Genomic DNA, 22,784 nt, shown 5'->3' on the forward strand with positions numbered 1-22,784 from the left:
TTTTGCGTGGTGCGTCAGTTCAGCGCTTCCATGCGCAGCTTCGTCACCTTCGACACAACCGTCTTCAGCGCCTCGATATTCGCGATCGCCGCGTTCACGTTCTTCTCGACCGTTTCATGCGTGATCAGGATGATGTCCGTCTCGCCCTTCTTCGACACGTCCACCTGCTCCGATTCCTTTTGCAGGAGCGCGTCGATAGAAATGCCCGTGTCGGCCAGAATGCGCGTGATGTCGGCCAGCACGCCCGTCACATCGGCGACGCGCAGACGCAGGTAGTAACCGCTCGTGACTTCGTCGATAGGCAGGATGGGCGTATTCGACAGACGATCCGGCTGGAACGCGAGATGCGGCACGCGATGCTCCGGGTCGGCCGTATGCAGGCGCGTCACGTCGACGAGATCGGCGACCACGGCGGAAGCCGTCGGCTCCGCCCCCGCGCCCTTGCCGTAGTACAGCGTCGTGCCGACGGCGTCGCCGTGCACCACGACGGCATTCATCGCGCCCTCGACGTTGGCGAGCAGCCGCTTTTCCGGAATCAGCGTGGGGTGCACGCGCAGTTCAATGCCCTTGTCCGAGCGGCGCGCGATGCCGAGCAGCTTGATCCGATAACCCAACTCTTCCGCGTACTTGATGTCGATCGCGGCCAGCTTGCTGATGCCTTCGACGTAAGCGCGATCAAACTGCACGGGCACGCCGAACGCGATCGCGCTCATGATGGTGGCCTTGTGCGCGGCATCGACGCCTTCGATGTCGAAGGTCGGGTCGGCTTCCGCGTAGCCGAGTTCCTGCGCGGCTTTCAGTGCCGTCGCGAAATCGAGGCCGCGGTCGCGCATTTCCGACAGGATGTAGTTGGTCGTGCCGTTGATGATGCCCGCGATGTACTGGATGCGATTGGCCGTCAGCCCTTCGCGCAGCGCCTTGATGATGGGGATGCCGCCCGCGACGGCCGCCTCGAACGCGACCATCACGCCGTTCGCGCGCGCCGCCTCGAAGATTTCCGTGCCGTGCACGGCGAGCAGCGCCTTGTTGGCTGTCACGACGTGCTTGCGGTTGTTGATCGCGCGCAGCACGAGCTCGCGCGCAATGCCCGTGCCGCCGATCATTTCGGCGACGATGTCGATCGACGGATCGTCGACGACAGAACCGAAGTCATCGGTCACGACGACCGTGCCTGCTTCGCTGCCGAGGGCCGCCGTCGCCTTGGCGGGATTGCGCACGGCAATGCGCGCAATCTCGATCCCGCGGCCGGCGCGTCGGTTGATTTCTTCCTGATTGCGGCGCAGTACCGTGAAGGTGCCGCTGCCTACCGTGCCGAAGCCCAGCAGTCCAACTTTGATCGGTTCCATGCAGCGTGTGTTTCTAGTGAGAGATTGGGAAATCGGTTCGGGCGCGGATGCAGTGCGCTCAGGCCGTGTGGCGTTTGCGATAGCCGTCGAGGAAGCGCGCAATCCGGTGAATCGAATCGGCCAGATCGTCGACGTTCGGCAGGAACACGACGCGGAAATGATCCGGCGTCTTCCAGTTGAAGCCGCTGCCCTGCACGAGCAGCACGCGCTCTTCCAGCAGCAGATCGAGGATGAACTGCTGATCGTTCTCGATCGGATACATCTTCGGATCGAGGCGCGGGAACATGTACAGCGCGGCCTCGGGCTTCACGCAGCTGACACCGGGAATGGCCGTCAGCATGTCGTACGCGAGCTCGCGCTGCTTGTAGAGACGCCCGCCCGGCGCGATCAGCTCGTTGATGCTTTGATAGCCGCCGAGTGCCGTCTGGATCGCGTACTGGCCCGGCACGTTCGGGCACAGGCGCATCGACGCCAGAATGCCGAGGCCCTCGAAGTAGTCCTTCGCGCGGCGGCGGTTCTCGCCCGTCAGCCCCGACACCCACATCCAGCCCGCGCGGTAGCCGCACGAACGATAGCTTTTCGACAGACTGTTGAACGTGACGGTGAGCACGTCTTCCGACAGCGCCGCCATCGACGTATGCGTCTTGCCGTCGTAGACGATCTTGTCGTAGACCTCGTCGGCGAAAATGACGAGGCCATGCTGGCGCGCGATCTCGATCAGGCCGAGCAGCAGTTCGTCCGAGTACAGCGCGCCCGTCGGGTTGTTCGGGTTGATGACGACGAGCGCCTTCGTGTTCGGCGTGATCTTTGCCCGGATGTCGTCGAGGTCGGGCATCCATGCGTTCGATTCGTCGCAGATGTAGTGCACGGGCGTGCCGCCCGACAGGCTCACGCCCGCCGTCCACAGCGGATAGTCGGGTGCGGGCAGCAGCACTTCGTCGCCATCGTTCAGCAGCGCCTGCAGCGCCATCACGATCAGCTCGGACGCGCCGTTGCCGATGTAGATGTCGTCCAGTTCGACGCCCGCCACCCGCTTCTGCTGCGCGTAATGCATGATCGCCTTGCGCGCCGCGAACACGCCCTTCGAATCCGAATAGCCCGACGACTCGGGCAGATTGCGGATCATGTCCTGAATGATTTCGTCCGGCGCGTCGAAACCGAACGGCGCCAGATTGCCGATGTTCAGCTTGATGATGCGGTGGCCTTCCTCTTCGAGGCGCTTCGCGTGTTCGAGAACGGGCCCGCGAATGTCGTAGCAGACGTTCAACAGCTTGTTGGATTTGAGTATCGGTTTCACGACGGGCACTTCATCCTGGATAAATGAGCGGAACCACGGAGCTGCGCCCCATGCAGCGGGCAAGCCATGATGACGGGATTGCGCGGCGGGCCGCGGCGCATCGGGCGGGACGCGGGCGGCGCGGCCATCGAAGGGGATCGGATGGCGCGGCGGGCGCCGGCATGCTGCCTGATGCGTCGTCGCGCCGGGCGCACGGTTGACGCCTCGCCGACGCGATCCGGGCACCCCACGGTCGACGGCGGGCGCAGTCGCCAGCCTTGCGGGCGCGGCTTGTGGCAGCGCGCGAACCTCGGGGGAGCCGCCGGGCGGCTAAAAAGTTATAATTTAGCGGATTTTGGCCGACTTCCGCAATGCACCACGCAAGGCTCTGCAAGCCTTCCGTATGCGGCGTCAATGCCGCGCCCGGCGCAGCGCGTGCGCCGCGTGTCGACTCCAGGCTGCCTTCCTGCATGGCGGTTGCGCGTTGAACCGGCTGCCGCGCGCGCCGGTCGAAACGCGACGGGTCGGCAGCGGTCCCGAGCGGGCAGACCTGGGCCGACACCACGGCCGCCCCGACGCGCAGGCCGCGCGAAGCCGGGCGCCACGCACGTTCTGCATGTCTCACGACGATCACGGAAAACCAGTTTGAAATTACATCAGGATTCAAGCGGCGCCCTGAACACCGTCACGGGTTACGGCGCCGATTACGTCGAAATCAATCTCGAGCGTCATACGGACAGCATCATCGTGCTGCCGGACAGCCCCGTCATCGAGTGGCCGGTGTCGTCGTTCGAGGCCCTTTCGCCCGAGCACTTCGCGCTCTTGATCGAGCCCGCCCCCGAAGTGGTCATCTTCGGCAGCGGCGAGCGCCTGCGTTTTCCGCATCCGCGCCTCACGGTCGCCCTCTCCGCCCGACGCATCGGCGTCGAGACGATGGATTTCAAGGCGGCCTGCCGCACCTACAACATTCTGATGGCGGAAGGCCGCAAGGTCGCCGCGGCGTTGCTGATCGAGCGTTAGACGCCCGTTGGCCGCCCATTCGCCATCCATTTCGCCGCCCATTGGACGCCCATTGGACGCTGCATCGCGCCCGGGTGCGCGGCGCCCGGCACGGCGTTTTGGCGTGCGCGTCTTGCGGATCAAGTACACTGCGCGGCTGCGCGTTCCGGCGCGGGCGTCTGGCTGTTCGAGCTGGCGTTCGCCGCGCGGCGGACGCCGCGCAAGAGAACACGGGCGCGAGGTGGCCGAACTCCGGTCGACCGCGAGTCGAACACCGTCGGATACTGGCGGCATAAGGCTGCCATAAGGTGGGGCACGGACAATCGCCCGCCTTATCGCGGTCTATCGGCCGCGCGCTTCGTCCGACGCAGCGCTGGACGCGGCGCGGGCCCAGGCGCCTGGCAACCCGGCATGGGCCGGAAGCCGCGCGCCGCGTGGCATGCCGCGACCGTCCGAACGGGATAAGAACGAGGCCGCGATAGCGGCGCCGAAAAAGGTTGAAATACAGATGAATGACAAGCCGTCCGGGCTGACGCTCAATCGCACGACGGTCCTGCTGCTCGTGCTCGCGCTGGCCGTGATCTGGTTCGTGCCGCTGGGCTGGCGCCACCTGCTGCCAAGCGACGAAGGCCGCTACGCGGAGATGGCCCGCGAAATGTTCGTCACCGGCGACTGGATCACACCGCGCTACAACGGCTACAAGTACTTCGAAAAGCCGCCGCTGCAAACCTGGGCGAATGCGCTGTCGTTCGCGTGGTTCGGCATCGGCGAATGGCAGGCGCGCCTGTACACAGCGCTGACGGGGTTTGCGGGCGTGCTGCTGATCGGCTACACGGGCGCCCGTGTATTCAACGTCGCGACGGGCCTGTTCGCCGCGCTCGTGCTCGCGAGCGCGCCGTACTGGTATCTGATGGGCCACTTCAACACACTCGACATGGGCCTGTCGTTCTGGATGGAAGTCACGCTGTGCGCACTGCTGCTCGCCCAGCGCCCGGGGCTCGCCGCGCGGGAGCAGCGGCTCTGGATGTGGCTCGTGTGGGCGTCGATGGCACTCGCGGTGCTGTCCAAAGGACTGGTCGGGCTGATCCTGCCCGGCGCCGTGCTGGTGCTGTACACGTTGATCGCGCGCGACTGGGCGCTCTGGAAGCGCCTCTATCTGGTGAGCGGACTGATCGTGTTCTTCGCGGTCGTCACGCCATGGTTCGTGCTCGTGCAAGACCGCAACCCCGAGTTCTTCAACTTCTTTTTCATCGTGCAGCAGTTCAGGCGTTATCTGACGCCCGAGCAGAACCGCCCAGGCGCGTTCTACTACTTCCTGCCCGTGATGCTGGTCGGCTTTTTGCCTTGGCTGTCGGTGACGCTGCAGAGCGTTCGCCATGCGTCGCGCATGCCGCGACAGGCCAACGGCTTTGCGCCCGTCACGCTGCTGTTCGTGTGGAGTGCTTTCATTTTCCTGTTCTTCAGCGCGTCGCACTCGAAGCTGATCTCCTACACGCTCCCCATCGCGCCCGCGCTGGCGCTCGTGATCGGCATGTACCTGCCCCTCGTCACCCGCGAGCAGTTCCACCGGCATCTGACGGGCTACGCGCTCTTTCTGGTCGCGGGCGGCTTTGGCGCAGTGTTCCTCGGGCGGCTCGGCGATGCGCGCAACCCGAATGCGCTGTACCTGGAATTCCGCGTGTGGGTGTTCGCAGCGCTTGCCGTCGGTCTCGTCTTCACGCTCGCGGCGATCGCGATCAACCGGCGCGGCACGCGCGCCGCGAACGCGGCGTCGAATGGCTTGCAGAGCGGCGCGACGATCGGCCTGCCGATGAGTGCGACGGTCGGTGCGCCCACAGGTTCGCCGTTGGGCGTGCCCGTCAGCGCGCTGCATGCCGCGCCAGCCGCCACGGGCGCGCGAACCTGCCCCAACGGCGTCTTCAAGGCGGCGACGGCGTTCGGCATCGGCTGGGTGCTGCTCGCGACGGTCGCGGGCACGGGGCACGACGTGTTCGGCCGGCTGTCGTCGGGCGCGCCGCTCGCGCCTGCCGTGAAGGCGGCGCTCGCGAAGCTGCCCGCCGACACGCCGTTCTATTCAGTCGGCGTGCTCGACCACACTATGCCGTTCTATATCGACCACACGATGATCATGGTCGAGCACCCGGACGAACTGGCCTTCGGCGTGTCCGTCGAACCAGAAAAATGGGTGCCGACGATCCCGCAATGGACCGAGCGCTGGAAAACCGACCGTTACGCGATGGCGCTGATGTCGCCCGACCGCTACAAGGAATTCAGCGCGCAACATCTGCCGATGACCGTGGTCGCGCAAGACAGCCGCCGCGTGATCGTCGAGAAGCCGGCGGCGCCCGCCGGTACTGCCGAGGCTCAGCCCGGCACGGCGGCCGCACCGCCGCAGCCGCAGCCGCAGCCGCAGCAGTGACCGCACTTTTCACACGACAACCTGTTCAATGAACCCGATTTCGCTTTTCTGCATCCTGGCGGGTGTCGCGTTGAACGCGACCGCGCAGCTTCTGCTGAAGGCCGGCACCAACGCCGTCGGCCATTTCGACTTCACGCTGTCCAACGTCATCCCCGTCGGTCTGCGGATCGCCACGCAGCTGCCCATCATCGGCGGGCTCGCGTGCTATGTGCTGAGCGTGGTGGTGTGGATCGTCGGGCTGTCGCGCGTGGATGTCTCGATCGCCTATCCGATGTTGTCGCTGGGCTATGTCGTGAATGCCTTCGCGGCCTGGTACCTGTTCGGCGAAGTGCTATCGGCACAACGCCTCGTCGGCATCGGCGTGATCCTGGTCGGCGTGTTCATCGTCGCTCGCAGTTGAGCACCGCGCTCTGCTCCGTTCGTGCGCCGGTTGCGGCCGTTCATGCGCGATTCATCCCGCTATGTAGCGCAATGGCCCTGGCAAGCGGGCGCGTGTCTGTTATTTTCTTCTGAATTGTTTCGGGCGCTGGACATTGGCGCGGAACTCGCACATTATCGCCGCCGCATTCCGTCGGAGATCGATGCAGGCACCATTCCAAGCCCGATTAAAGCAAATCGTCAGGCTTTGTTAAGGTAAATGCCCCCGACCCTTTTTTCTATCGAGCAAAACCATCCATGACCCAGTCATCCGTTCCGTTTTTGCCGTTCGTTCGTCCTGAGATCGATGAAGAAACGATCCGCGGTGTCGTCGATGTGCTCCGCTCCGGCTGGATCACGACAGGCCCGCAAAATCAGGCGTTCGAGAAAGCGTTGTCGGAATACTGCGGCGGCCGCCCGGTGCGCACGTTCAACTCGGGCACGGCGACGCTGGAGATCGGTCTGCGCATCGCAGGCGTCGGCGCCGGCGACGAAGTCATCACGACGCCCGCTTCGTGGGTCGCGACGAGCAACGTCATTCTGGAAGTGGGCGCGACGCCCGTGTTCGTCGATATCGACCCAGCCACGCGCAACATCGATCTTGACCTGATGGAACAGGCGATCACGCCGCGCACGAAAGCGATCATTCCCGTGTTCCTGTCGGGCCTGCCCGTCGACATGGACCGGCTGTATGCGATCGCCCGCGCGCACAAGCTGCGCGTGATCGAGGACGCCGCCCAGGCGTTCGGCGCGACGTGGAACGGTGAGCGCATCGGCAAGCTCGGCGACATCGTGTCGTTCAGCTTCCACGCGAACAAGAATCTGACGTCGATCGAAGGCGGCGCGCTCGTGCTGAACGACGAGGAAGAAGCTACGCTTGCGCAAAAGTACCGGCTGCAGGGCATCGTGCGAACGGGCTTCGACGGCATGGATTGCGAGCTGCTCGGCGGCAAGTACAACCTGACGGACGTGGCCGCGCGCGTCGGCCTCGGTCAGCTGAAGCACATCGAACGTTTTCGCGCGCAGCGTCACCAGCTCGCGCGCGCATACTTCGCCGGCTTCGAGGGCGGCGCGGCCGTCAAGCTCGGCATGGGCCTGCCGCTGGCGGACTTCGAGAACACCAACTGGCATATGTTCCTCGTCACGCTGCCGCTGTCGCGCCTATCGATCAGCCGCGCCGGATTCATGGAGCAGATGAAGGAACGCGGCATCGGCACGGGCGTGCACTACCCGGCCATCCACCTTTTTTCGCTGTATCGCGCGATGGGCTACAAGGAAGGCATGTACCCGCACGCGGAGCACTATGGCGCGACCACCGTCACGCTGCCGCTCTTTACGCAGATGAATGAAGCGGATGTAGAACGCGTGTGCCGTGCGGTGAACGAAATTTGCGAACAATACGGCCGGTAGACAGTCAATCCGGCAGCCGATCAGACGGTCGAACTCTGGCAGTTAAAAAAAGCAGGCAGTCAAAACCAGGCAGTCAATCAAGCGGTCAAAAAAACCAAGCGGTCAATCAAGCGGAAACCCAGCGGACATGAATCAAACGGACCCACGCCCGGTCGCTCCCGAACTCTCGGTCATCATCCCCGTGTACAACGAGGAAGCCGGGCTCGGCGCGCTGTTCGCGCGCCTGTATCCGGCGCTCGATGCGCTCGGCACGAGCTACGAGGTGATCTTCATCAACGACGGCAGCCGTGACCGGTCGGCGGCGATGCTCGCCGAACAGTTCCGCGCCCGCCCCGACACGACGCGCGTCATCCTGCTGAACGGCAATTACGGCCAGCACATGGCGATCCTCGCGGGCTTCGAGCAGTCGCGCGGCGAAATCGTCGTGACGCTCGACGCCGACCTGCAGAATCCGCCCGAAGAAATCGGCAAGCTGTGCAACAAGATGCGCGAAGGCTTCGACTACGTCGGCACGATCCGCATGCAGCGCCAGGACAGCCTGTGGCGGCGCAAGGCGTCGCTGGCGATGAACCGGCTGCGCGAGCGCATCACGCGCATCAAGATGACCGACCAGGGCTGCATGCTGCGCGCCTACAGCCGCCACATCATCGACACGATCAACCGCTGCGGCGAGATCAACACGTTCATTCCCGCCCTCGCCTACACGTTTGCGCAGAATCCGGTGGAAATCGAAGTCGCGCACGAGGAACGCTTCGCGGGCGAATCGAAATACTCGCTCTACAGCCTGATCCGCCTGAACTTCGACCTCGTGACGGGCTTTTCGGTCGTGCCGCTGCAATGGCTGTCGTTCATCGGCGTGATCCTGTCGGCGGGCTCGGCGGCGCTGTTCGTGCTGCTGCTGATTCGCCGCTTCATCATCGGCGCGGAAGTGCAAGGCGTGTTCACGCTGTTCGCCATCACGTTCTTCATGCTCGGCGTGATCATCTTCGCGCTCGGACTGCTCGGCGAATATATCGGCCGCATCTATCAGCAGGTGCGCGCGCGGCCGCGCTACCTGGTGCAGACCATTCTCGAGGAGCGCAACGGCGAACCCGTCGCCGCGCACCCGCGCCAGTCCTTCGTGCAGGGCATGCAGACCGCCAGCGTCAACGGCGACGACCACAACGCCCCCGACAGTCGCGACGATCGCAACGATCGCGAGGCCAGCCGATGAAGCCGCGCGCCGTCGTCTTCGCCTATCACAACGTCGGCGTGCGCTGTCTGCAGACGCTGCTCGCGCGTGGCGTCGACGTCGCCCTCGTCGTCACGCATGAGGACAATCCGGCCGAAAACATCTGGTTCGGCAGCGTCGCGTCGGTGGCGGCCGAGCACGGCATCTCCGTCGTGACGCCCGCCGATCCGACAAGCGCGGAACTGCGCGCGCTCGTCGTCAATGCGCAGCCCGACTTCATCTTCTCGTTCTATTACCGGCACATGCTGCCCGTCGACCTGCTCGCCGTCGCGGCGCGCGGCGCGTACAACATGCATGGCTCGCTGCTGCCGAAATATCGCGGCCGCGTGCCCGTCAACTGGGCCGTGCTCAACGGCGAGACGGAAACGGGCGCGACGCTGCACGAAATGGCCGCAAAGCCGGATGCAGGCGCGATCATCGCTCAGACGCCCGTGCCCATCCTGCCCGACGATACGGCCGGCCAGGTGTTCGACAAGGTGACGGTCGCCGCCGAGCAGACGCTGTGGCGCGCGCTGCCCGCGCTGCTGCGGGGCGAGGCGCCGCATCTGCCCAACGATCTCGCGCACGGCAGCTACTTCGGTGGCCGCAAGCCGGAAGACGGACGCATCGACTTCAGCCAGAGCGGCCAGCAGGTGTACAACCTGATTCGCGCCGTCGCGCCGCCGTATCCCGGCGCGTTCACGGAGGTCAGCGGCGAGCGCTTCATCGTTGCGCGGGCGCGGCTCGCGCAACCCGGCGCGCCGGGCGGCGATTTGCCGCCCGGCATCCACGTAGGCGATAATGGCTTTTTTGCGACATGCGGCGACGGCCGCGTCATCGTGATCCACGAATTGCGGCATCAGCGCGACGATCAGCACCAGACAAGCGAGCGCGTCGTCACCCCCGCCGAATTCACCCAGCTCATTCAATCTTCCCGTAACACATGAAAAAAGTCCTGATTCTGGGTGTGAACGGCTTCATCGGCCATCACCTGTCCAAGCGCATTCTCGAAACGACCGACTGGGAAGTGTTCGGCATGGACATGCAGACCGAACGCCTCGGCGACCTCGTGAATCACGAGCGCATGCATTTCTTCGAGGGTGACATCACGATCAACAAGGAGTGGGTCGAGTATCACGTGAAGAAGTGCGACGTGATCCTGCCGCTCGTTGCCATCGCCACGCCCGCCACCTATGTGCAGCAGCCGCTGCGCGTGTTCGAGCTGGACTTCGAGGCGAACCTGCCCATCGTGCGGTCGGCCGTGAAGTACGGCAAGCACCTCGTGTTTCCGTCCACTTCCGAAGTCTATGGCATGTGTTCGGACGAGCAGTTCGACCCGGACGCGTCTGCCCTCACCTATGGCCCGATTAACAAGCCGCGCTGGATCTACGCGTGCTCGAAGCAGCTGATGGACCGCGTGATCTGGGGCTACGGCATGGAAGGCCTGAACTTCACGCTGTTCCGCCCGTTCAACTGGATCGGCCCGGGCCTCGACTCGATCTACACGCCGAAGGAAGGTTCGTCGCGCGTGGTCACGCAGTTCCTCGGCCATATCGTGCGCGGCGAGAACATCAGCTTGGTCGACGGCGGCGCGCAGAAGCGCGCGTTCACGGATATCGACGACGGCATCAGCGCGCTGATGAAGATCATCGAGAACAGGAACGGCGTCGCGACGGGCAAGATCTACAACATCGGCAACCCGACGAACAACTTCTCGGTGCGCGAACTGGCGCACAAGATGCTCGCGCTGGCCGCCGAATTCCCGGAATACGCGGAAACGGCGAAACAGGTGCAACTGGTCGAGACCTCGTCGGGCGCGTACTACGGCGCGGGCTATCAGGACGTGCAGAATCGCGTGCCGAAGATCGACAACACGATGCAGGAACTCGCGTGGGCGCCGCAATCGACCTTCGACGAAGCGCTGCGCAAGATTTTCGAAGCGTACCGCGGCCATGTCGCCGAGGCTCGCGCCCTCGTCGAGCAACAGTAAGGGCTGCCGCTTGGCTCTGATCGTCCTGAAAATCGACGTCGATACGTTGCGCGGCACGCGTGAAGGCGTGCCGAATCTCGCGCGTATCTTCGACCGCTACAAGGCGCGCGCCACCTTCCTCTTCAGTCTTGGCCCCGACCACACCGGCTGGGCGATGCGGCGGGTGCTGCGGCCGGGCTTTCTGAAAAAGGTGTCGCGCACGTCGGTGGTCGAGCATTACGGTCTCAGGCAGCTGATGTACGGCGTTCTGCTGCCCGGGCCGGACATCGGCGCGCGCGCCCGCTCGGAGATGCGCGCAATCCACGAGGCGGGCTTCGAGTGTGGCATCCATACGTGGGATCACGTCTATTGGCAGGACAACGTGCGTTCGCGTCCGCGCGACTGGACCGTCGCGCAGATGCAGAAGAGCCATGACCGCTTCGTCGAGATTTTCGGCATGCCGCCCGTCACGCACGGCGCGGCCGGCTGGCAGATGAACGGCCACGCATTCGAGCAGATCGACGCGTGGGGCATGCAGTACGCCTCCGACGGGCGCGGGCATACGCCGTATTTCCCCGTCGTCGGCGGACGCACGTTGTCGCATGTACAGATGCCGACCACGCTGCCCACGCTGGACGAAGTGCTGGGCGTCGACGGCATCGACACGGCTAACGTCGCCGCGTGGATGTTGAAGCGCACCGAAAACAATCCGCACGATCAGGTGTTCACGCTGCATGCGGAACTCGAAGGCCAGAAGCTCGCGCCCATCTTCGAGCAGCTGCTCGCCGGCTGGCGCGCGCAAGGCCACACGTTCGCGACGATGGGCGACTACCACGCCGCGCTAGACCACGACACACTGCCGTCGTACCCTGTGACGTGGGGGGAAATTCCGGGCCGTTCCGGCGAACTGATCGTTCAGCCCGATTAGCCGCGGCGACAACATCGTGCACGGGTGGCAGGCTGTCGGGCGTGCAGCGGGGCGAACGAAACAATGCGGCGCGCCTGTCCTGAGCACCATACGTTCGGCGCCGGCAATGCTTTCAATCCGGCAACACGTTCCGCGATCTGCGGCAGCCCCAAGCCCCCCAGGAAAACGTTCAGGCGCGCGGCCCACGCCGCCGCCGACACCGATAAGAATCGATAACAACCGGAGGACCTCGTGCCCATCGCAGTCGATCAACCCGTTCCCGACTTCACCGCTCCCGCCACCGGTGGCGACTTCACGCTGTCCAGCCTGCGTGGCAAAAAGGTCGTCGTGTATTTCTACCCGAAGGACAACACGCCCGGCTGCACGACGGAGGGCCTGCAATTCCGCGACCTCTACCCGAAGTTCAGGAAGGCGGGCGCGGAGATCATCGGCGTGTCGCGCGACAGCGTGCGTTCGCACGATAACTTCAAGGCCAAGCTGGAACTGCCGTTTACCTTGGTATCGGACCCCGACGAAACGCTGTGCACGCTCTTCGGCGTCATGAAAATGAAGAAAATGTATGGCAAAGAAGTACGGGGAATCGAGCGCTCCACGTTTGTCATCGATACTCAAGGCGTGCTGCGCCGCGAGTGGCGCGGCGTGAAGGTGCCAGGCCACGTCGACGAGATTCTGGAGGCTGTACAAGCGCTTTGAGGCGCGTTATATTGGGCCGCAATGAGTGCCTGTTCATACTATTTTTTCCGCAGTTGCGCACAGAACCGCGTCGTCGTCGCCGCTGACACATCACCCATGAGGCGTGCGGCCATGAGGCGAGTCGCGAGGCGCAATGCGATGACCGAAGTCAAGCCGCCTGCCCCGTTTGCCGGGGCGGCGGCTTTTTTCATTGCGCGCAGCCGTTTGCGTCGTTCGCAGCGCACTTTCGTCAAGGAGCCGATCGAAAACCAGGCGAACCGGCATTACTAATCCGACACGCGCCACCGGACGCAAATTGCGAGCGCACGACGCACGACAGTTTGCGGCAGGCGGCGAAGAATTGTGACCCGCTTTACTCGAGGGAAACCATGCCTTTGCCTACCCCACCCAGCAAGCTCGGCAATCTGTTGCCGCCTGATGAATACAAGGCGAAAGCCACGCCTGCCAAGCCTGTCCGAAAACAGGCGAACGAAGGGGAGCAAGCCGCATCGGCCGAATATGGCCGCACCAATGTCGCCGCACCGATGTCGCACGCCGCCAACGCGGCAACGACGCTGCGTTCCGTCCCGCCCGTTGCATCCGCTGCTTCGTCCTCTGCCGACGCCGCGCCTTCGCGCAGCCGCAAGGCGAAGCAGACAGCCGCGTTGCTGCAGCCGATTGCGCCGATGCCTGCCGAAGACGCTGAAGCCGCGCCCGTCGTCGCACGCCGCGGCAAGGGTTCCGCCGACGCCGACGCGCCCGCCGCCACGAGCGCGACGACCACGCGCGCCGGCACGAAAAAGCGTTCGATCAAGGGCGCGCAAGTCGAGATTCGCAAGCTCTTCGTGCTCGACACCAACGTGCTGATGCATGATCCGACCTGCCTGTTCCGCTTCGAGGAGCACGACGTCTATCTGCCCATGATGACGTTGGAAGAACTCGACAATCACAAAAAGGGCATGTCGGAAGTTGCGCGCAACGCGCGTCAGGTGAGCCGCACGCTGGATTCGCTCGTCGCCAATGCGGGCGAGATGTCGGAGGGTATTTCGCTGTCGCGCCTCGGCAGCCGCGAGGCGCTCGGGCGCCTGTACTTCCAGACCAAGCTCACGCATATCGAGCCCGTCGAAGGCCTGCCGCAAGGCAAGGCCGACAACCAGATTCTCGGCGTCGTGCGCGCGCTGCAGCGCGACCGGCAGGATCGTCAGGTCGTGCTGGTGTCGAAAGACATCAACATGCGCATCAAGGCGCACGCGCTCGGCCTGCCCGCTGAAGACTATTTCAACGACCAGGTTCTCGAAGACAAAGACCTGCTGTACTCCGGCATCCGTCAACTGCCGCCCGATTTCTGGACGAAGCATGCGAAGGACATGGAGAGCTGGCAGGACACCAAGACGGGCACCACGTATTACCGCGTGACGGGTCCGCTGTGCGCGTCGATGCTGGTCAACGAGTTCGTCTATCTCGAGCCGCAGAACGGCGAGCCGGCGTTCCACGCGATCGTGCGGGAACTGAACGGCAAGACGGCGCTGCTGCAAACGCTGCGCGACTACGGCCATCACAAGAACAACGTTTGGGGCATCACGGCGCGCAACCGCGAGCAGAACTTCGCGCTGAACCTGCTGATGAATCCGGAAATCGACTTCGTCACGCTACTCGGCCAGGCGGGCACAGGCAAGACGCTGGTCGCGCTGGCCGCGGGCCTCGCGCAGGTACTCGACGACAAGCGTTACAACGAGATCATCGTGACGCGCGCGACGGTGCCTGTCGGCGAGGACATCGGCTTTCTGCCCGGCACGGAAGAGGAAAAGATGCAGCCGTGGATGGGCGCGTTCGACGACAACCTCGAAGTACTGCAGAAAACGGATGACGCCGCGGGTGAATGGGGCCGCGCCGCCACTCAGGAACTGATCCGCTCGCGCCTGAAGATCAAGAGCATGAACTTCATGCGCGGCCGCACGTTCGTCGACAAGTATCTGATCATCGACGAGGCGCAAAACCTCACGCCGAAGCAGATGAAGACACTCGTCACGCGCGCGGGTCCGGGCACGAAGATCATCTGCCTTGGCAATATTGCGCAGATCGACACGCCGTATCTGACGGAAGGCAGCTCCGGTCTCACATATGTGGTCGACCGCTTCAAGGGCTGGGCGCACAGCGGGCACGTGACGCTCGCGCGCGGCGAGCGTTCACGGCTTGCCGATTACGCGTCGGATATTCTTTGACGCGCTGACACGCCTCCTCTGTTGTTCAAAGCCGCTCCCGGTTCGTGCCGGACGCGGCTTTTTTATGCGCGCCGCGTTTGAAGTCGACATCCCATCCGGCTGCGCGCAGTCGCAGAAAATTGACAGTTAGCGCGCAAACTTCAAGTAATCCATCAAGATTTCTTGCGAGAGGCCCGTCTGACGGGCTACCATCGAGCATCACCCGCTTCCCGTGCGCGTTTTCGCTCGCCTCTTTTCATGCTTCGCCTCGTGCTGTCACTGCTCGTCGTCGCCCTGCTCGCTGCCTGCTCCGGCATGCCGCAAAAGACCGTGCGCGGCTCGGGCGGAACGTACGCGTCGTCTGGCGGCGCCTATCGCACCACGCCGCCCGACTTCCCGAACTTCGTCGATCACAGCATCGGCCGCGAAGAAATTTCGATTCAGGCGATGAGTCTCGTCGGCGTGCCGTATCGCTGGGGCGGCAATACGCCGGACAGCGGTTTCGATTGCAGCGGCCTCGTGCACTACGTCGTGCAGCGCGCCGCGTCCGTCAACCTGCCGCGCACGACGGCCGATATGAGCGGGCGCGGCGAATCGGTCGAACCCGACGAAATCGCGCCCGGTGACCTGATTTTCTTCAATACGACGGGACGTCCGCATTCGCACGTCGGGATCTACGTGGGCAAGCTGCGCTTCGTGAACGCGCCATCGACAGGCGGCACCGTGCGGCTCGACTATTTGACCAATCCGTACTGGGCGAAACGGTTTGACGGCATTCGCCGCGTCGCGCCCGCGCTCGGCGCGCCGACGACCACCCCGTTTGATGCGCCCAGCTATCAGGCGTCGGCACCCGCATCGCCCGCGCCGGCAGTGGCCGCTGCTGCAGCGCCAAGGCCGGCGCCCGTCGTTCGCATGCAACCGCAGCCCGCCGGCAGTCCCCACACGGCCGCACCCACCGCTACGGCGGCCGCTCCCGCCGACCCGTTCGAACCGCCTCCGCCTGTCCTGAGCACCGCACACATGCAGGCGCGCGCCGCGGGCGCCGTGTCGCCGGTGGTGACGGCGTCACCTGCCATGGCGGCGCCCGATGCTGCCGTTCCCGTCGCGGTCGCGCCTGCGCAACGCGTATATGGCGCATCGCCGTCGCCTGCGCCTGACGCGATCGACGCCGCCGCCGACGCCTACGAGCCGCCACCACCCGCCTCCGTCGCAGCGCGCCAGGCACGGGCGGCGCAGTCGCCGGAAGAAACGGGGGGCGTGCAGATCATGCGCGCATCGACGGCTTCGCGCCCCATTCCCGCCCCGACGCAAACCAACGACGATCCCATCGCCGGCTTCGCCAGCAGCAGTTACTGAACCCACAGTGCGCTGCTCCGAAGGCGCTCCCCGACGCGCGCTCGCGAAGCGCGGCACGCCGAGGGTCAACCCCGATTCGCCGCACCTCTGCTATCTTTTGACGATATCTCATAAATCTCTAACGGCGGGTGACGACGATGGATCTCGGACTCAAAGACAAGGTGGTCCTGATAACGGGCGGCAGCAAGGGCATCGGGCTTGCGTGCGCGCGGGCGTTCGCGATGGAAGGCGCCAAGGTCGCGATCGTGTCGCGGGACCCCGCGAATCTTGCTCGCGCCCGCGAGCAGCTTTCCAGCGAGGGCCTGCACGTCCATCTGACGCGCGCCGATCTTCACGAGCCCCACAGCGCCGCTGACGTCGTCGAGGAAGTGACGGGCGCCGTCGGCCCGATCGACGCTCTGATCAACAGCGCGGGCGCCGCGCGCCGCTACGACCCCGAAACGCTGGACGCGGCCGCATTCAAGGCGACGATGGAAGCCAAGTACTTTCCCTATATCTACCCGCAGCAGGAAGTGCTCAAACGCATGGCTGAGCGCGTGAAAACCGGCGGCGCGAAGGAGCCGGGCACGATCGTCAACATCATCGGCATGGGCGGCAAGATCGCGAGCGACATTCATATCGCGGGCGGCGCGGCCAATGCGGCGCTGATGCTGGCCACCGTCGGTCTCGCGCACTACTACGCACGCTACGGTATCCGCATCAACGCGATCAACCCTGGTGCAACGATGACGGAACGCGTCGAGGAAGCGTTGAAGCTGGAAGCCTCGCGCGAAGGTATCGAGCCCGCCGAGGCGCTGTCGCGCGGCCAAGCGCGCGTCCCGCTCGGGCGTTTCGCGAAGCCGGAGGAAATTGCGGACGTCGCGCTGTTTCTGGCGAGCCGCCGCGCGAGTTATGTGACGGGTGCGATCGTCCCGATGGATGGAGGCAGCGCGCCGCTGATCTGATCGCGGCGCGCCGTTTTCAGTTCCTGACGGGAGACGTCAGAGAATCTTGTGGCCGACCCACCAGCCGGCGGCCGCGAGCAGCGCGGAAGCGGGAATCGTCAGTATCCACGCCCACATGATGTTGCCCGCGACGCCCCAGCGCACGGCCGACAGCTTCTGGGTCGCGCCAACGCCGACAATCGCGCCCGTGATCGTATGCGTCGTGGATACGGGAATGCCCAGAAACGACGCGACGAACAGCGTGATCGCGCCACCCGCCTCCGCGCAGAAACCGCCGACGGGCTTGAGCTTGGTGATCTTCTGGCCCATCGTGCGGACGATGCGCCAGCCGCCGAACAGCGTGCCGAGCCCCATCGACAGATAGCAGGCGCCGATCACCCAGAGTGGCGGCGCGTCGGCCGTCGAAGACGCGTAGCCCGTCGCGATCAGCAGCATCCAGATGATGCCGATGGTCTTTTGCGCGTCGTTGCCGCCGTGGCCGAGGCTATACATCCCCGCCGAAAGCAGTTGCAGCCGGCGAAAGCGCCGGTCGACCTTGCTTGGCGGCGTGCGGAAATAGATCCACGACACCAGCAGCATGAAAAACGAGCCGAGCACGAAGCCCAGCAGCGGCGACACGAAAATGAACGCGACCGTCTTCAGCAGACCGTCCCAGTTGAGCGACGCCCAGCCGGATTTGGCCAGCGCCGAGCCCACCAGCCCGCCGATCAGCGCGTGCGACGAGCTCGACGGAATGCCGTAGTACCAGGTGATCACGTTCCAGCCGATGGCGCCGACCAGCGCGCCGAACACCACGTAGTGGTCGACGATACCGGGGTCGATCGTGCCCTTGCCGACCGTCTGCGCGACTTTCAGGTGGAAGATGAAATACGCAATGACGTTGAACGCGGCCGCGAACGCGACGGCCTGCTGCGGCTTCAGCACGCCCGTGGAGACGACGGTGGCGATCGAGTTCGCCGCGTCGTGAAACCCGTTCATGAAGTCGAAGACGAGCGCGACGACGACGAGCGTCGCGACCACCCAGATGGCGAGTTGTATCGAATGCATTACGCGTTTTCCAGCACGATGCCTTCGATGATGTTCGCCACGTCCTCGCACTTGTCCGTGATCGACTCGAGCAGTTCGTAAATCGCCTTGAGCTTGATCAGCGTCTTGACGTTGTCTTCTTCGCGGAAGAGCTTCGACATCGCCGAGCGCAGCACGCGATCCGCATCCGATTCCAGACGATCGATGTCTTCGCAGGCTTTCAGAATGTCGCGCGCCTGCTTCATGTCCGACAGCATGCCGACGGCCGCCTGCACCCGTTCGCAGCAAGCCGTCGAAATATGCGCCAGCTGGCTCGCCTCCGACGTGACGGCCTGCACGTCGTACAGCGAAATGGCCGTGGCGACGTCCTCCATCAGATCGAGGATGTCGTCCATCGTGGTGATCAGCTTGTGGATCTCGTCGCGGTCGAGCGGCGTGATGAACGTTTTGTGCAGCAGATCGATGGTTTCGTGCGTGAGCTTGTCGGCGGCCTTTTCCGCCGTCTGCACGTTCTGCTTGTGGATCTCGGCGTCGCCGAGGTTATCGATCAGGAGTTCGAGTTCGTGGCTACCCGCGACGATGTGCTTCGCGTGTGCGTTGAAAATTTCAAAAAATTTGCCCTCGGTGGGCATGAATCGACCAAACATTGGGTTCCCGGAAAATGGTCACGGTGAGGCTGTCATCAAACCGCAACATTGTACCGTTAGGGACCATTTCGAGGGTTGCGCGTGACCAGCTTTTCGGCGCGCGCGCAACGGCAGGCGCAACCCGGTTGACGGGATTGCACCCAACTGTGCTACTCGCCGCCGTAAAAATTCTGCGGACCGGCAAAATTGTCGAACTTCGTAAATTGACCGTGGAACGTGAGGCGAACGGGTCCGATTGGACCGTTACGCTGCTTACCGATGATGATTTCCGCGGTGCCTTTGTCGGGGCTGTCCGGGTTGTAGACTTCGTCGCGATAGATGAACAGGATCACGTCCGCATCCTGTTCGATTGCACCCGATTCACGCAGATCCGACATCACGGGGCGCTTGTTCGGGCGCTGTTCCAGACCGCGGTTCAGCTGTGAGAGCGCGATCACGGGCACGTCCAGCTCTTTCGCGAGACTCTTCAGCGAACGGGAGATTTCCGAGATTTCCGTCGCGCGGTTTTCGCCCGATGACGAGCCGCTCATCAGCTGCAAATAGTCGATGATGATGAGCCCGAGCTTGCCGCACTGGCGCGACAGACGGCGTGCGCGCGAGCGCAGTTCCATCGGATTCAGGCCGCCCGTTTCGTCGATGAAAATCTGCGCTTCGCTCATTTTCTGGACGGCGTGCGTGAGCTTCGGCCAGTCTTCGTCGGTGAGGCGCCCGGTACGCATGCGGTGCTGGTCCAGCCGGCCGACGGAGCCGAGCATACGCATGATCAGCTGCGTGCCCGGCATTTCCATCGAGAACACCGCGACGGGCAGCCCATACTCGACGGCCACGTATTCACCGATGTTCATCGAAAACGCCGTCTTGCCCATCGACGGGCGCCCTGCGACGATGATCAGCTCGCCGCCGTGCATGCCCGACGTCATCCGGTCGAGATCGACGAAGCCGGTCGGCGTGCCCGTCACGTCGCTCGGGTTGGCGGTGTGGTACAGCGTGTCGATGCGCTCGACGACTTGCGTCAGCAGCGGACCGATTTCCAGAAAGCCTTGCGTGCCGCGCGCGCCGTCTTCGGCAATCGAAAACACCTTCGATTCCGCCTCGTCGAGCAGTTGACGGACTTCCTTGCCTTGCGGGTTGAACGCGTCGGCGGAAATTTCATCGGCCACCGACACGAGACGCCGCAACACGGCGCGATCGCGCACGATTTCCGCGTAACGCCGGATGTTCGCGGCGCTCGGCGTGTTTTGCGCGAGCGCGTTCAGGTACGCCAGCCCGCCGACCTCTTCCGCCTTGCCCGAGGTGGTCAGCGCTTCATAGACGGTCACGACGTCGGCGGGACGCGTCGCCGCGATCAGCCTGCCGATATGCTCGAAAATGATGCGGTGGTCGTAACGGTAGAAGTCACTTTGCGCGAGGAAGTCGGCGATGCGGTCCCATGCGCCGTTGTCGAGCAGCAGGCCGCCCAGTACCGATTGCTCGGCCTCGATGGAATGGGGCGGGACCTTCAGCGACTCGATTTGAGGATCTTTCGACGGTGCGTTCATGGGGTGGAATTATCAAGCAAATGATGACGCGGGCAAAGCATCGCAACGCGCGACGCCCTATCGTCGTTAACGGCGATTGCGCAGAATAAAAAAGGCAGAGGCCGGTTTCCCGGCCCCTGCCCTTCATCGCCAGACCTTGCCTGGCGATCTCACTTCTTGTCTCGGCGGCAGCTTAGACGTGCTCGCCCAGCACCGACACCGTGACGTCAACCGTGACGTCCGTGTGCAGCGAAACGTGCACGGGATGGTCGCCGACCATCTTCAGCGGGCCTTCCGGCAGACGCACTTGTGCCTTTTCCACTGCGAAGCCTTGCTTGGTCAGTGCGTCAGCGATGTCCGCGTTCGTCACCGAGCCGAACAGACGGCCGTCGACACCCGCCTTCTGTGCGATCTGAACCGTCAGACCTGCCAGCTTTTCGCCTTGAGCCTGGGCAGCCGCCAGCTTTTCAGCAGCGACCTTTTCCAGTTCTGCGCGGCGAACTTCGAATTCGGCGATGGCTTCCTTCGTGGCACGGCGTGCCTTCTTGTTCGGGATCAGGAAGTTACGTGCGTAGCCGTCCTTGACCTTGACGATGTCGCCCAGGTTGCCGACGTTCACGACTTTTTCGAGAAGAATGATTTGCATTCGGATGCTCCTTGTGACGTCGACGGATTAGGCCTTGTGCTGATCGGTGTACGGCATCAGCGCGAGGAAACGCGCGCGCTTGATCGCCGTGTCGAGCTGGCGCTGATAGTGAGCCTTGGTACCCGTCAGACGTGCCGGCGTGATCTTGCCGTTTTCGCCGATGAAGTCCTTCAGCGTATCGATGTCCTTGTAGTCGATCTGTTCGACGCCTGCAGCCGTGAAGCGGCAGAACTTCTTGCGCTTGAAGAGCGGGTTTTGTTGCTGACGACGCTTGTCGAATTTCTTACCAGTCGGGCGGGGCATGATTAGTCCTTTCCAATGTCCTGCAATTCTGTGATGTGAAACACCAGAGTTCTCGCGTTGCGGCTTTTCTTTGCCAGGAAGCCGGTGAAGAGCGTTTCGACGCCCATCTCAACCCGCTCCAGCCTGCCGCTCGCTTCGCCGGCCGCGACCGCCTGCATGGTCAGCTCGACAGTTCGGGCGATGCCCGCTTCGACGACCTGCGTGCGGTGTTGCAACGTACAGCCTGCAATCGGAACGCCGGCGGGGGTGTACCGCACCGGTTCGCGTTCTACGACGCTTGCCGTGAGTTGCAGCCGATTCATCGATTCCTTTTACGAACCATGTTGGCGAAAACGGCGCGTAACCCTGATGGCTTAACGGTGATGCTTTAAGCCTGCGCTTCGGTCGACTGCGCTGCAGCCGCCTTCTTGGCTTCTTCGCGCTGCACTTCCTTCATCATCGGCGACGGGCCGGTTTCGGCCTTCTTCATCTTGACGATGAGGTGACGCAGCACGGCGTCGTTGAACTTGAACGCGTGTTCCAGCTCGTCGAGCGTAGCCTGGTCGCATTCGATGTTCATGCAGACGTAGTGAGCCTTTGCGAGTTTCTCGATCATGTAGGCCAGTTGGCGACGGCCCCAGTCTTCGATACGGTGGATCTGGCCACCGTGCGACGTGATCGTGGACTTGTAACGCTCGATCATCGCGGGCACTTGCTCGCTCTGATCGGGGTGCACGATGAAGACGATTTCGTAATGACGCATGTATCACTCCTTGTGGATTAAAGCCACCCGGGCGTCGGAACCGGTGCGGCAAGTGAGAAGCCGGAAACTATAACCTGAATCGGCACTGTTTGCAAGATAAAGCATGCAGCGAACGCGCGATTCGGGCATGTTTTCAAAGGCTTAGCGGCGTGGCGGGGGTGTTATCGCGAGAAATCCCGGCTTCGCGGGGTTGATTCGCGATCAATCCGGGCCGGTGAAGCGAGACAAACGACGGAGAAATGACGGGGGCGAACAAAGCGCGGCGAACCAGCAGACGTGCGGGCAGGCGGCGCGTCCTGCGCCGCCGCCCACCCCGCACAACCGTCCTTCAACTGCCCGATCAACTGCCCGAATACGGCGCGCCGGGCTCAGCGCCATGCAGCCTCGCCGTGAGCGCCGCCTGCAGGGCCGTCAGCGAGTCGGGCGCGGCGTCCGTGACGGCCCACCACATCATGCCGTCGTCGCGCCAGCGGGCGACAGCGTACCCGTCGCGCACCATTGCCGGCCCCGGCTTGCCCGCCGCCGGGTCGTCCGCGGGAAACACGTACACGTCGATCACGTGCTTCGCGTGCCGGTACGTCAGCACGCCGACCCGCCGATGTCCGACATAGTCGAGCCGTCCGCCCGCGAGCGGAAAGCGCTGGCGGCAAGATCCTCTATGGAAACGGGTATCGCGCGGTTGAGTCCCGCGCAAGCCACCGATGGCGTCGAGTTCGACGGCAGGCGTCTGTTGACGATCCACGGCCCGCGTTACCG

General features: G+C 63.8%; 23 protein-coding genes and 1 pseudogene. 14 read left to right on the forward strand and 10 right to left on the reverse strand.

The features are described 5' to 3' along the window. Nucleotides 1-14 precede the first annotated feature (14 nt). Both H3V53_RS26765 and H3V53_RS26770 read right to left on the reverse strand, forming a co-directional pair. The gene (locus tag H3V53_RS26765) at nucleotides 15-1,346 is read right to left on the reverse strand and encodes a homoserine dehydrogenase (RefSeq protein WP_336600507.1); all 1,332 of its coding nucleotides are present in this window, start codon (nucleotides 1,344-1,346) and stop codon (nucleotides 15-17) included. A gap of 58 nt (nucleotides 1,347-1,404) precedes the next feature. Then, nucleotides 1,405-2,652, reverse strand: a complete 1,248-nt coding sequence (locus H3V53_RS26770; protein ID WP_054927004.1) for an aminotransferase class I/II-fold pyridoxal phosphate-dependent enzyme — start codon at nucleotides 2,650-2,652, stop codon at nucleotides 1,405-1,407. 615 nt (nucleotides 2,653-3,267) lie between these two features. Here H3V53_RS26770 and H3V53_RS26775 point away from each other — a divergent pair. From H3V53_RS26775 to H3V53_RS26835, 13 genes are all read left to right on the forward strand, one after another. Next, complete coding sequence (locus H3V53_RS26775; RefSeq protein WP_336600508.1) at nucleotides 3,268-3,642, forward strand: Mth938-like domain-containing protein; 375 nt, start codon at nucleotides 3,268-3,270, stop codon at nucleotides 3,640-3,642. 487 nt (nucleotides 3,643-4,129) lie between these two features. After that, on the forward strand, nucleotides 4,130-6,040 hold the full coding sequence (locus H3V53_RS26780; protein ID WP_336600509.1) for a glycosyltransferase family 39 protein: 1,911 nt from the start codon (nucleotides 4,130-4,132) through the stop codon (nucleotides 6,038-6,040). 28 nt (nucleotides 6,041-6,068) lie between these two features. Further along, nucleotides 6,069-6,440: an SMR family transporter gene (locus H3V53_RS26785; protein ID WP_054927194.1), complete on the forward strand. Its 372-nt coding sequence runs from the start codon at nucleotides 6,069-6,071 to the stop codon at nucleotides 6,438-6,440. Between the two features lie 42 nt (nucleotides 6,441-6,482). Beyond that, the gene (locus tag H3V53_RS26790) at nucleotides 6,483-6,677 is read left to right on the forward strand and encodes a hypothetical protein (protein WP_336600510.1); all 195 of its coding nucleotides are present in this window, start codon (nucleotides 6,483-6,485) and stop codon (nucleotides 6,675-6,677) included. Between the two features lie 38 nt (nucleotides 6,678-6,715). Then, nucleotides 6,716-7,867 carry a DegT/DnrJ/EryC1/StrS family aminotransferase gene (locus tag H3V53_RS26795; RefSeq protein ID WP_336600511.1) on the forward strand — a complete coding sequence of 384 codons (1,152 nt, stop codon included), beginning with the start codon at nucleotides 6,716-6,718 and terminating at the stop codon, nucleotides 7,865-7,867. A 127-nt stretch (nucleotides 7,868-7,994) separates the two neighbouring features. Next, nucleotides 7,995-9,080, forward strand: a complete 1,086-nt coding sequence (locus tag H3V53_RS26800; protein ID WP_336600512.1) for a glycosyltransferase — start codon at nucleotides 7,995-7,997, stop codon at nucleotides 9,078-9,080. Beyond that, entirely contained in the window at nucleotides 9,077-10,024 is a 948-nt protein-coding gene (locus tag H3V53_RS26805) for a formyltransferase (protein WP_336600513.1), read from the forward strand. The genes H3V53_RS26800 and H3V53_RS26805 overlap by 4 nt, the downstream gene beginning before the upstream one ends. Continuing rightward, a complete protein-coding gene (locus H3V53_RS26810; RefSeq protein ID WP_336600514.1) occupies nucleotides 10,021-11,067 on the forward strand; it encodes a bifunctional UDP-4-keto-pentose/UDP-xylose synthase in 1,047 nt (348 codons plus the stop codon). The genes H3V53_RS26805 and H3V53_RS26810 overlap by 4 nt, the downstream gene beginning before the upstream one ends. Nucleotides 11,068-11,077: 10 nt before the next feature. Beyond that, on the forward strand, nucleotides 11,078-11,974 hold the full coding sequence (locus H3V53_RS26815; RefSeq protein WP_336600515.1) for a polysaccharide deacetylase family protein: 897 nt from the start codon (nucleotides 11,078-11,080) through the stop codon (nucleotides 11,972-11,974). A gap of 231 nt (nucleotides 11,975-12,205) precedes the next feature. Further along, on the forward strand, nucleotides 12,206-12,667 hold the full coding sequence (locus H3V53_RS26820) for a peroxiredoxin (RefSeq protein WP_336600516.1): 462 nt from the start codon (nucleotides 12,206-12,208) through the stop codon (nucleotides 12,665-12,667). 368 nt (nucleotides 12,668-13,035) lie between these two features. Then, nucleotides 13,036-14,868: a PhoH family protein gene (locus H3V53_RS26825; RefSeq protein WP_336600517.1), complete on the forward strand. Its 1,833-nt coding sequence runs from the start codon at nucleotides 13,036-13,038 to the stop codon at nucleotides 14,866-14,868. A gap of 237 nt (nucleotides 14,869-15,105) precedes the next feature. Continuing rightward, a complete protein-coding gene (locus H3V53_RS26830; protein WP_336600518.1) occupies nucleotides 15,106-16,203 on the forward strand; it encodes a C40 family peptidase in 1,098 nt (365 codons plus the stop codon). A gap of 137 nt (nucleotides 16,204-16,340) precedes the next feature. Further along, the gene (locus H3V53_RS26835; protein WP_336600519.1) at nucleotides 16,341-17,147 is read left to right on the forward strand and encodes an SDR family NAD(P)-dependent oxidoreductase; all 807 of its coding nucleotides are present in this window, start codon (nucleotides 16,341-16,343) and stop codon (nucleotides 17,145-17,147) included. Between the two features lie 36 nt (nucleotides 17,148-17,183). Here the strand turns inward: H3V53_RS26835 and H3V53_RS26840 are convergent, their stop codons facing one another. The 8 genes from H3V53_RS26840 to H3V53_RS44000 form a co-directional block, all read right to left on the reverse strand. Beyond that, on the reverse strand, nucleotides 17,184-18,194 hold the full coding sequence (locus tag H3V53_RS26840) for an inorganic phosphate transporter (RefSeq protein WP_336600520.1): 1,011 nt from the start codon (nucleotides 18,192-18,194) through the stop codon (nucleotides 17,184-17,186). Further along, nucleotides 18,194-18,820 carry a DUF47 family protein gene (locus H3V53_RS26845; protein WP_054926854.1) on the reverse strand — a complete coding sequence of 209 codons (627 nt, stop codon included), beginning with the start codon at nucleotides 18,818-18,820 and terminating at the stop codon, nucleotides 18,194-18,196. The genes H3V53_RS26840 and H3V53_RS26845 overlap by 1 nt, the downstream gene beginning before the upstream one ends. A gap of 149 nt (nucleotides 18,821-18,969) precedes the next feature. Beyond that, nucleotides 18,970-20,358, reverse strand: a complete 1,389-nt coding sequence (locus H3V53_RS26850) for a replicative DNA helicase (RefSeq protein ID WP_054926853.1) — start codon at nucleotides 20,356-20,358, stop codon at nucleotides 18,970-18,972. 172 nt (nucleotides 20,359-20,530) lie between these two features. After that, a complete protein-coding gene (rplI, locus tag H3V53_RS26855) occupies nucleotides 20,531-20,983 on the reverse strand; it encodes a 50S ribosomal protein L9 (RefSeq protein ID WP_054926852.1) in 453 nt (150 codons plus the stop codon). Nucleotides 20,984-21,010: 27 nt separating this feature from the next. After that, complete coding sequence (gene rpsR / locus H3V53_RS26860; protein WP_012400321.1) at nucleotides 21,011-21,286, reverse strand: 30S ribosomal protein S18; 276 nt, start codon at nucleotides 21,284-21,286, stop codon at nucleotides 21,011-21,013. 2 nt (nucleotides 21,287-21,288) lie between these two features. Then, a complete protein-coding gene (priB, locus tag H3V53_RS26865; protein WP_054926851.1) occupies nucleotides 21,289-21,588 on the reverse strand; it encodes a primosomal replication protein N in 300 nt (99 codons plus the stop codon). A 65-nt stretch (nucleotides 21,589-21,653) separates the two neighbouring features. After that, entirely contained in the window at nucleotides 21,654-22,028 is a 375-nt protein-coding gene (gene rpsF / locus H3V53_RS26870) for a 30S ribosomal protein S6 (protein WP_054926850.1), read from the reverse strand. Nucleotides 22,029-22,368: 340 nt separating this feature from the next. Beyond that, nucleotides 22,369-22,614, reverse strand: coding sequence for a hypothetical protein (locus tag H3V53_RS44000; RefSeq protein WP_473766664.1), 246 nt, complete (start codon nucleotides 22,612-22,614; stop codon nucleotides 22,369-22,371). A gap of 36 nt (nucleotides 22,615-22,650) precedes the next feature. On the opposite strand from H3V53_RS44000, the pseudogene H3V53_RS44005 reads away from it, so the two are divergent. Further along, a pseudogene (locus H3V53_RS44005) lies at nucleotides 22,651-22,784 on the forward strand (XdhC family protein); the annotation flags it as partial.

It is taken from the genome of Paraburkholderia bengalensis, assembly GCF_037126505.1.
Lineage (GTDB): Bacteria > Pseudomonadota > Gammaproteobacteria > Burkholderiales > Burkholderiaceae > Paraburkholderia > Paraburkholderia bengalensis.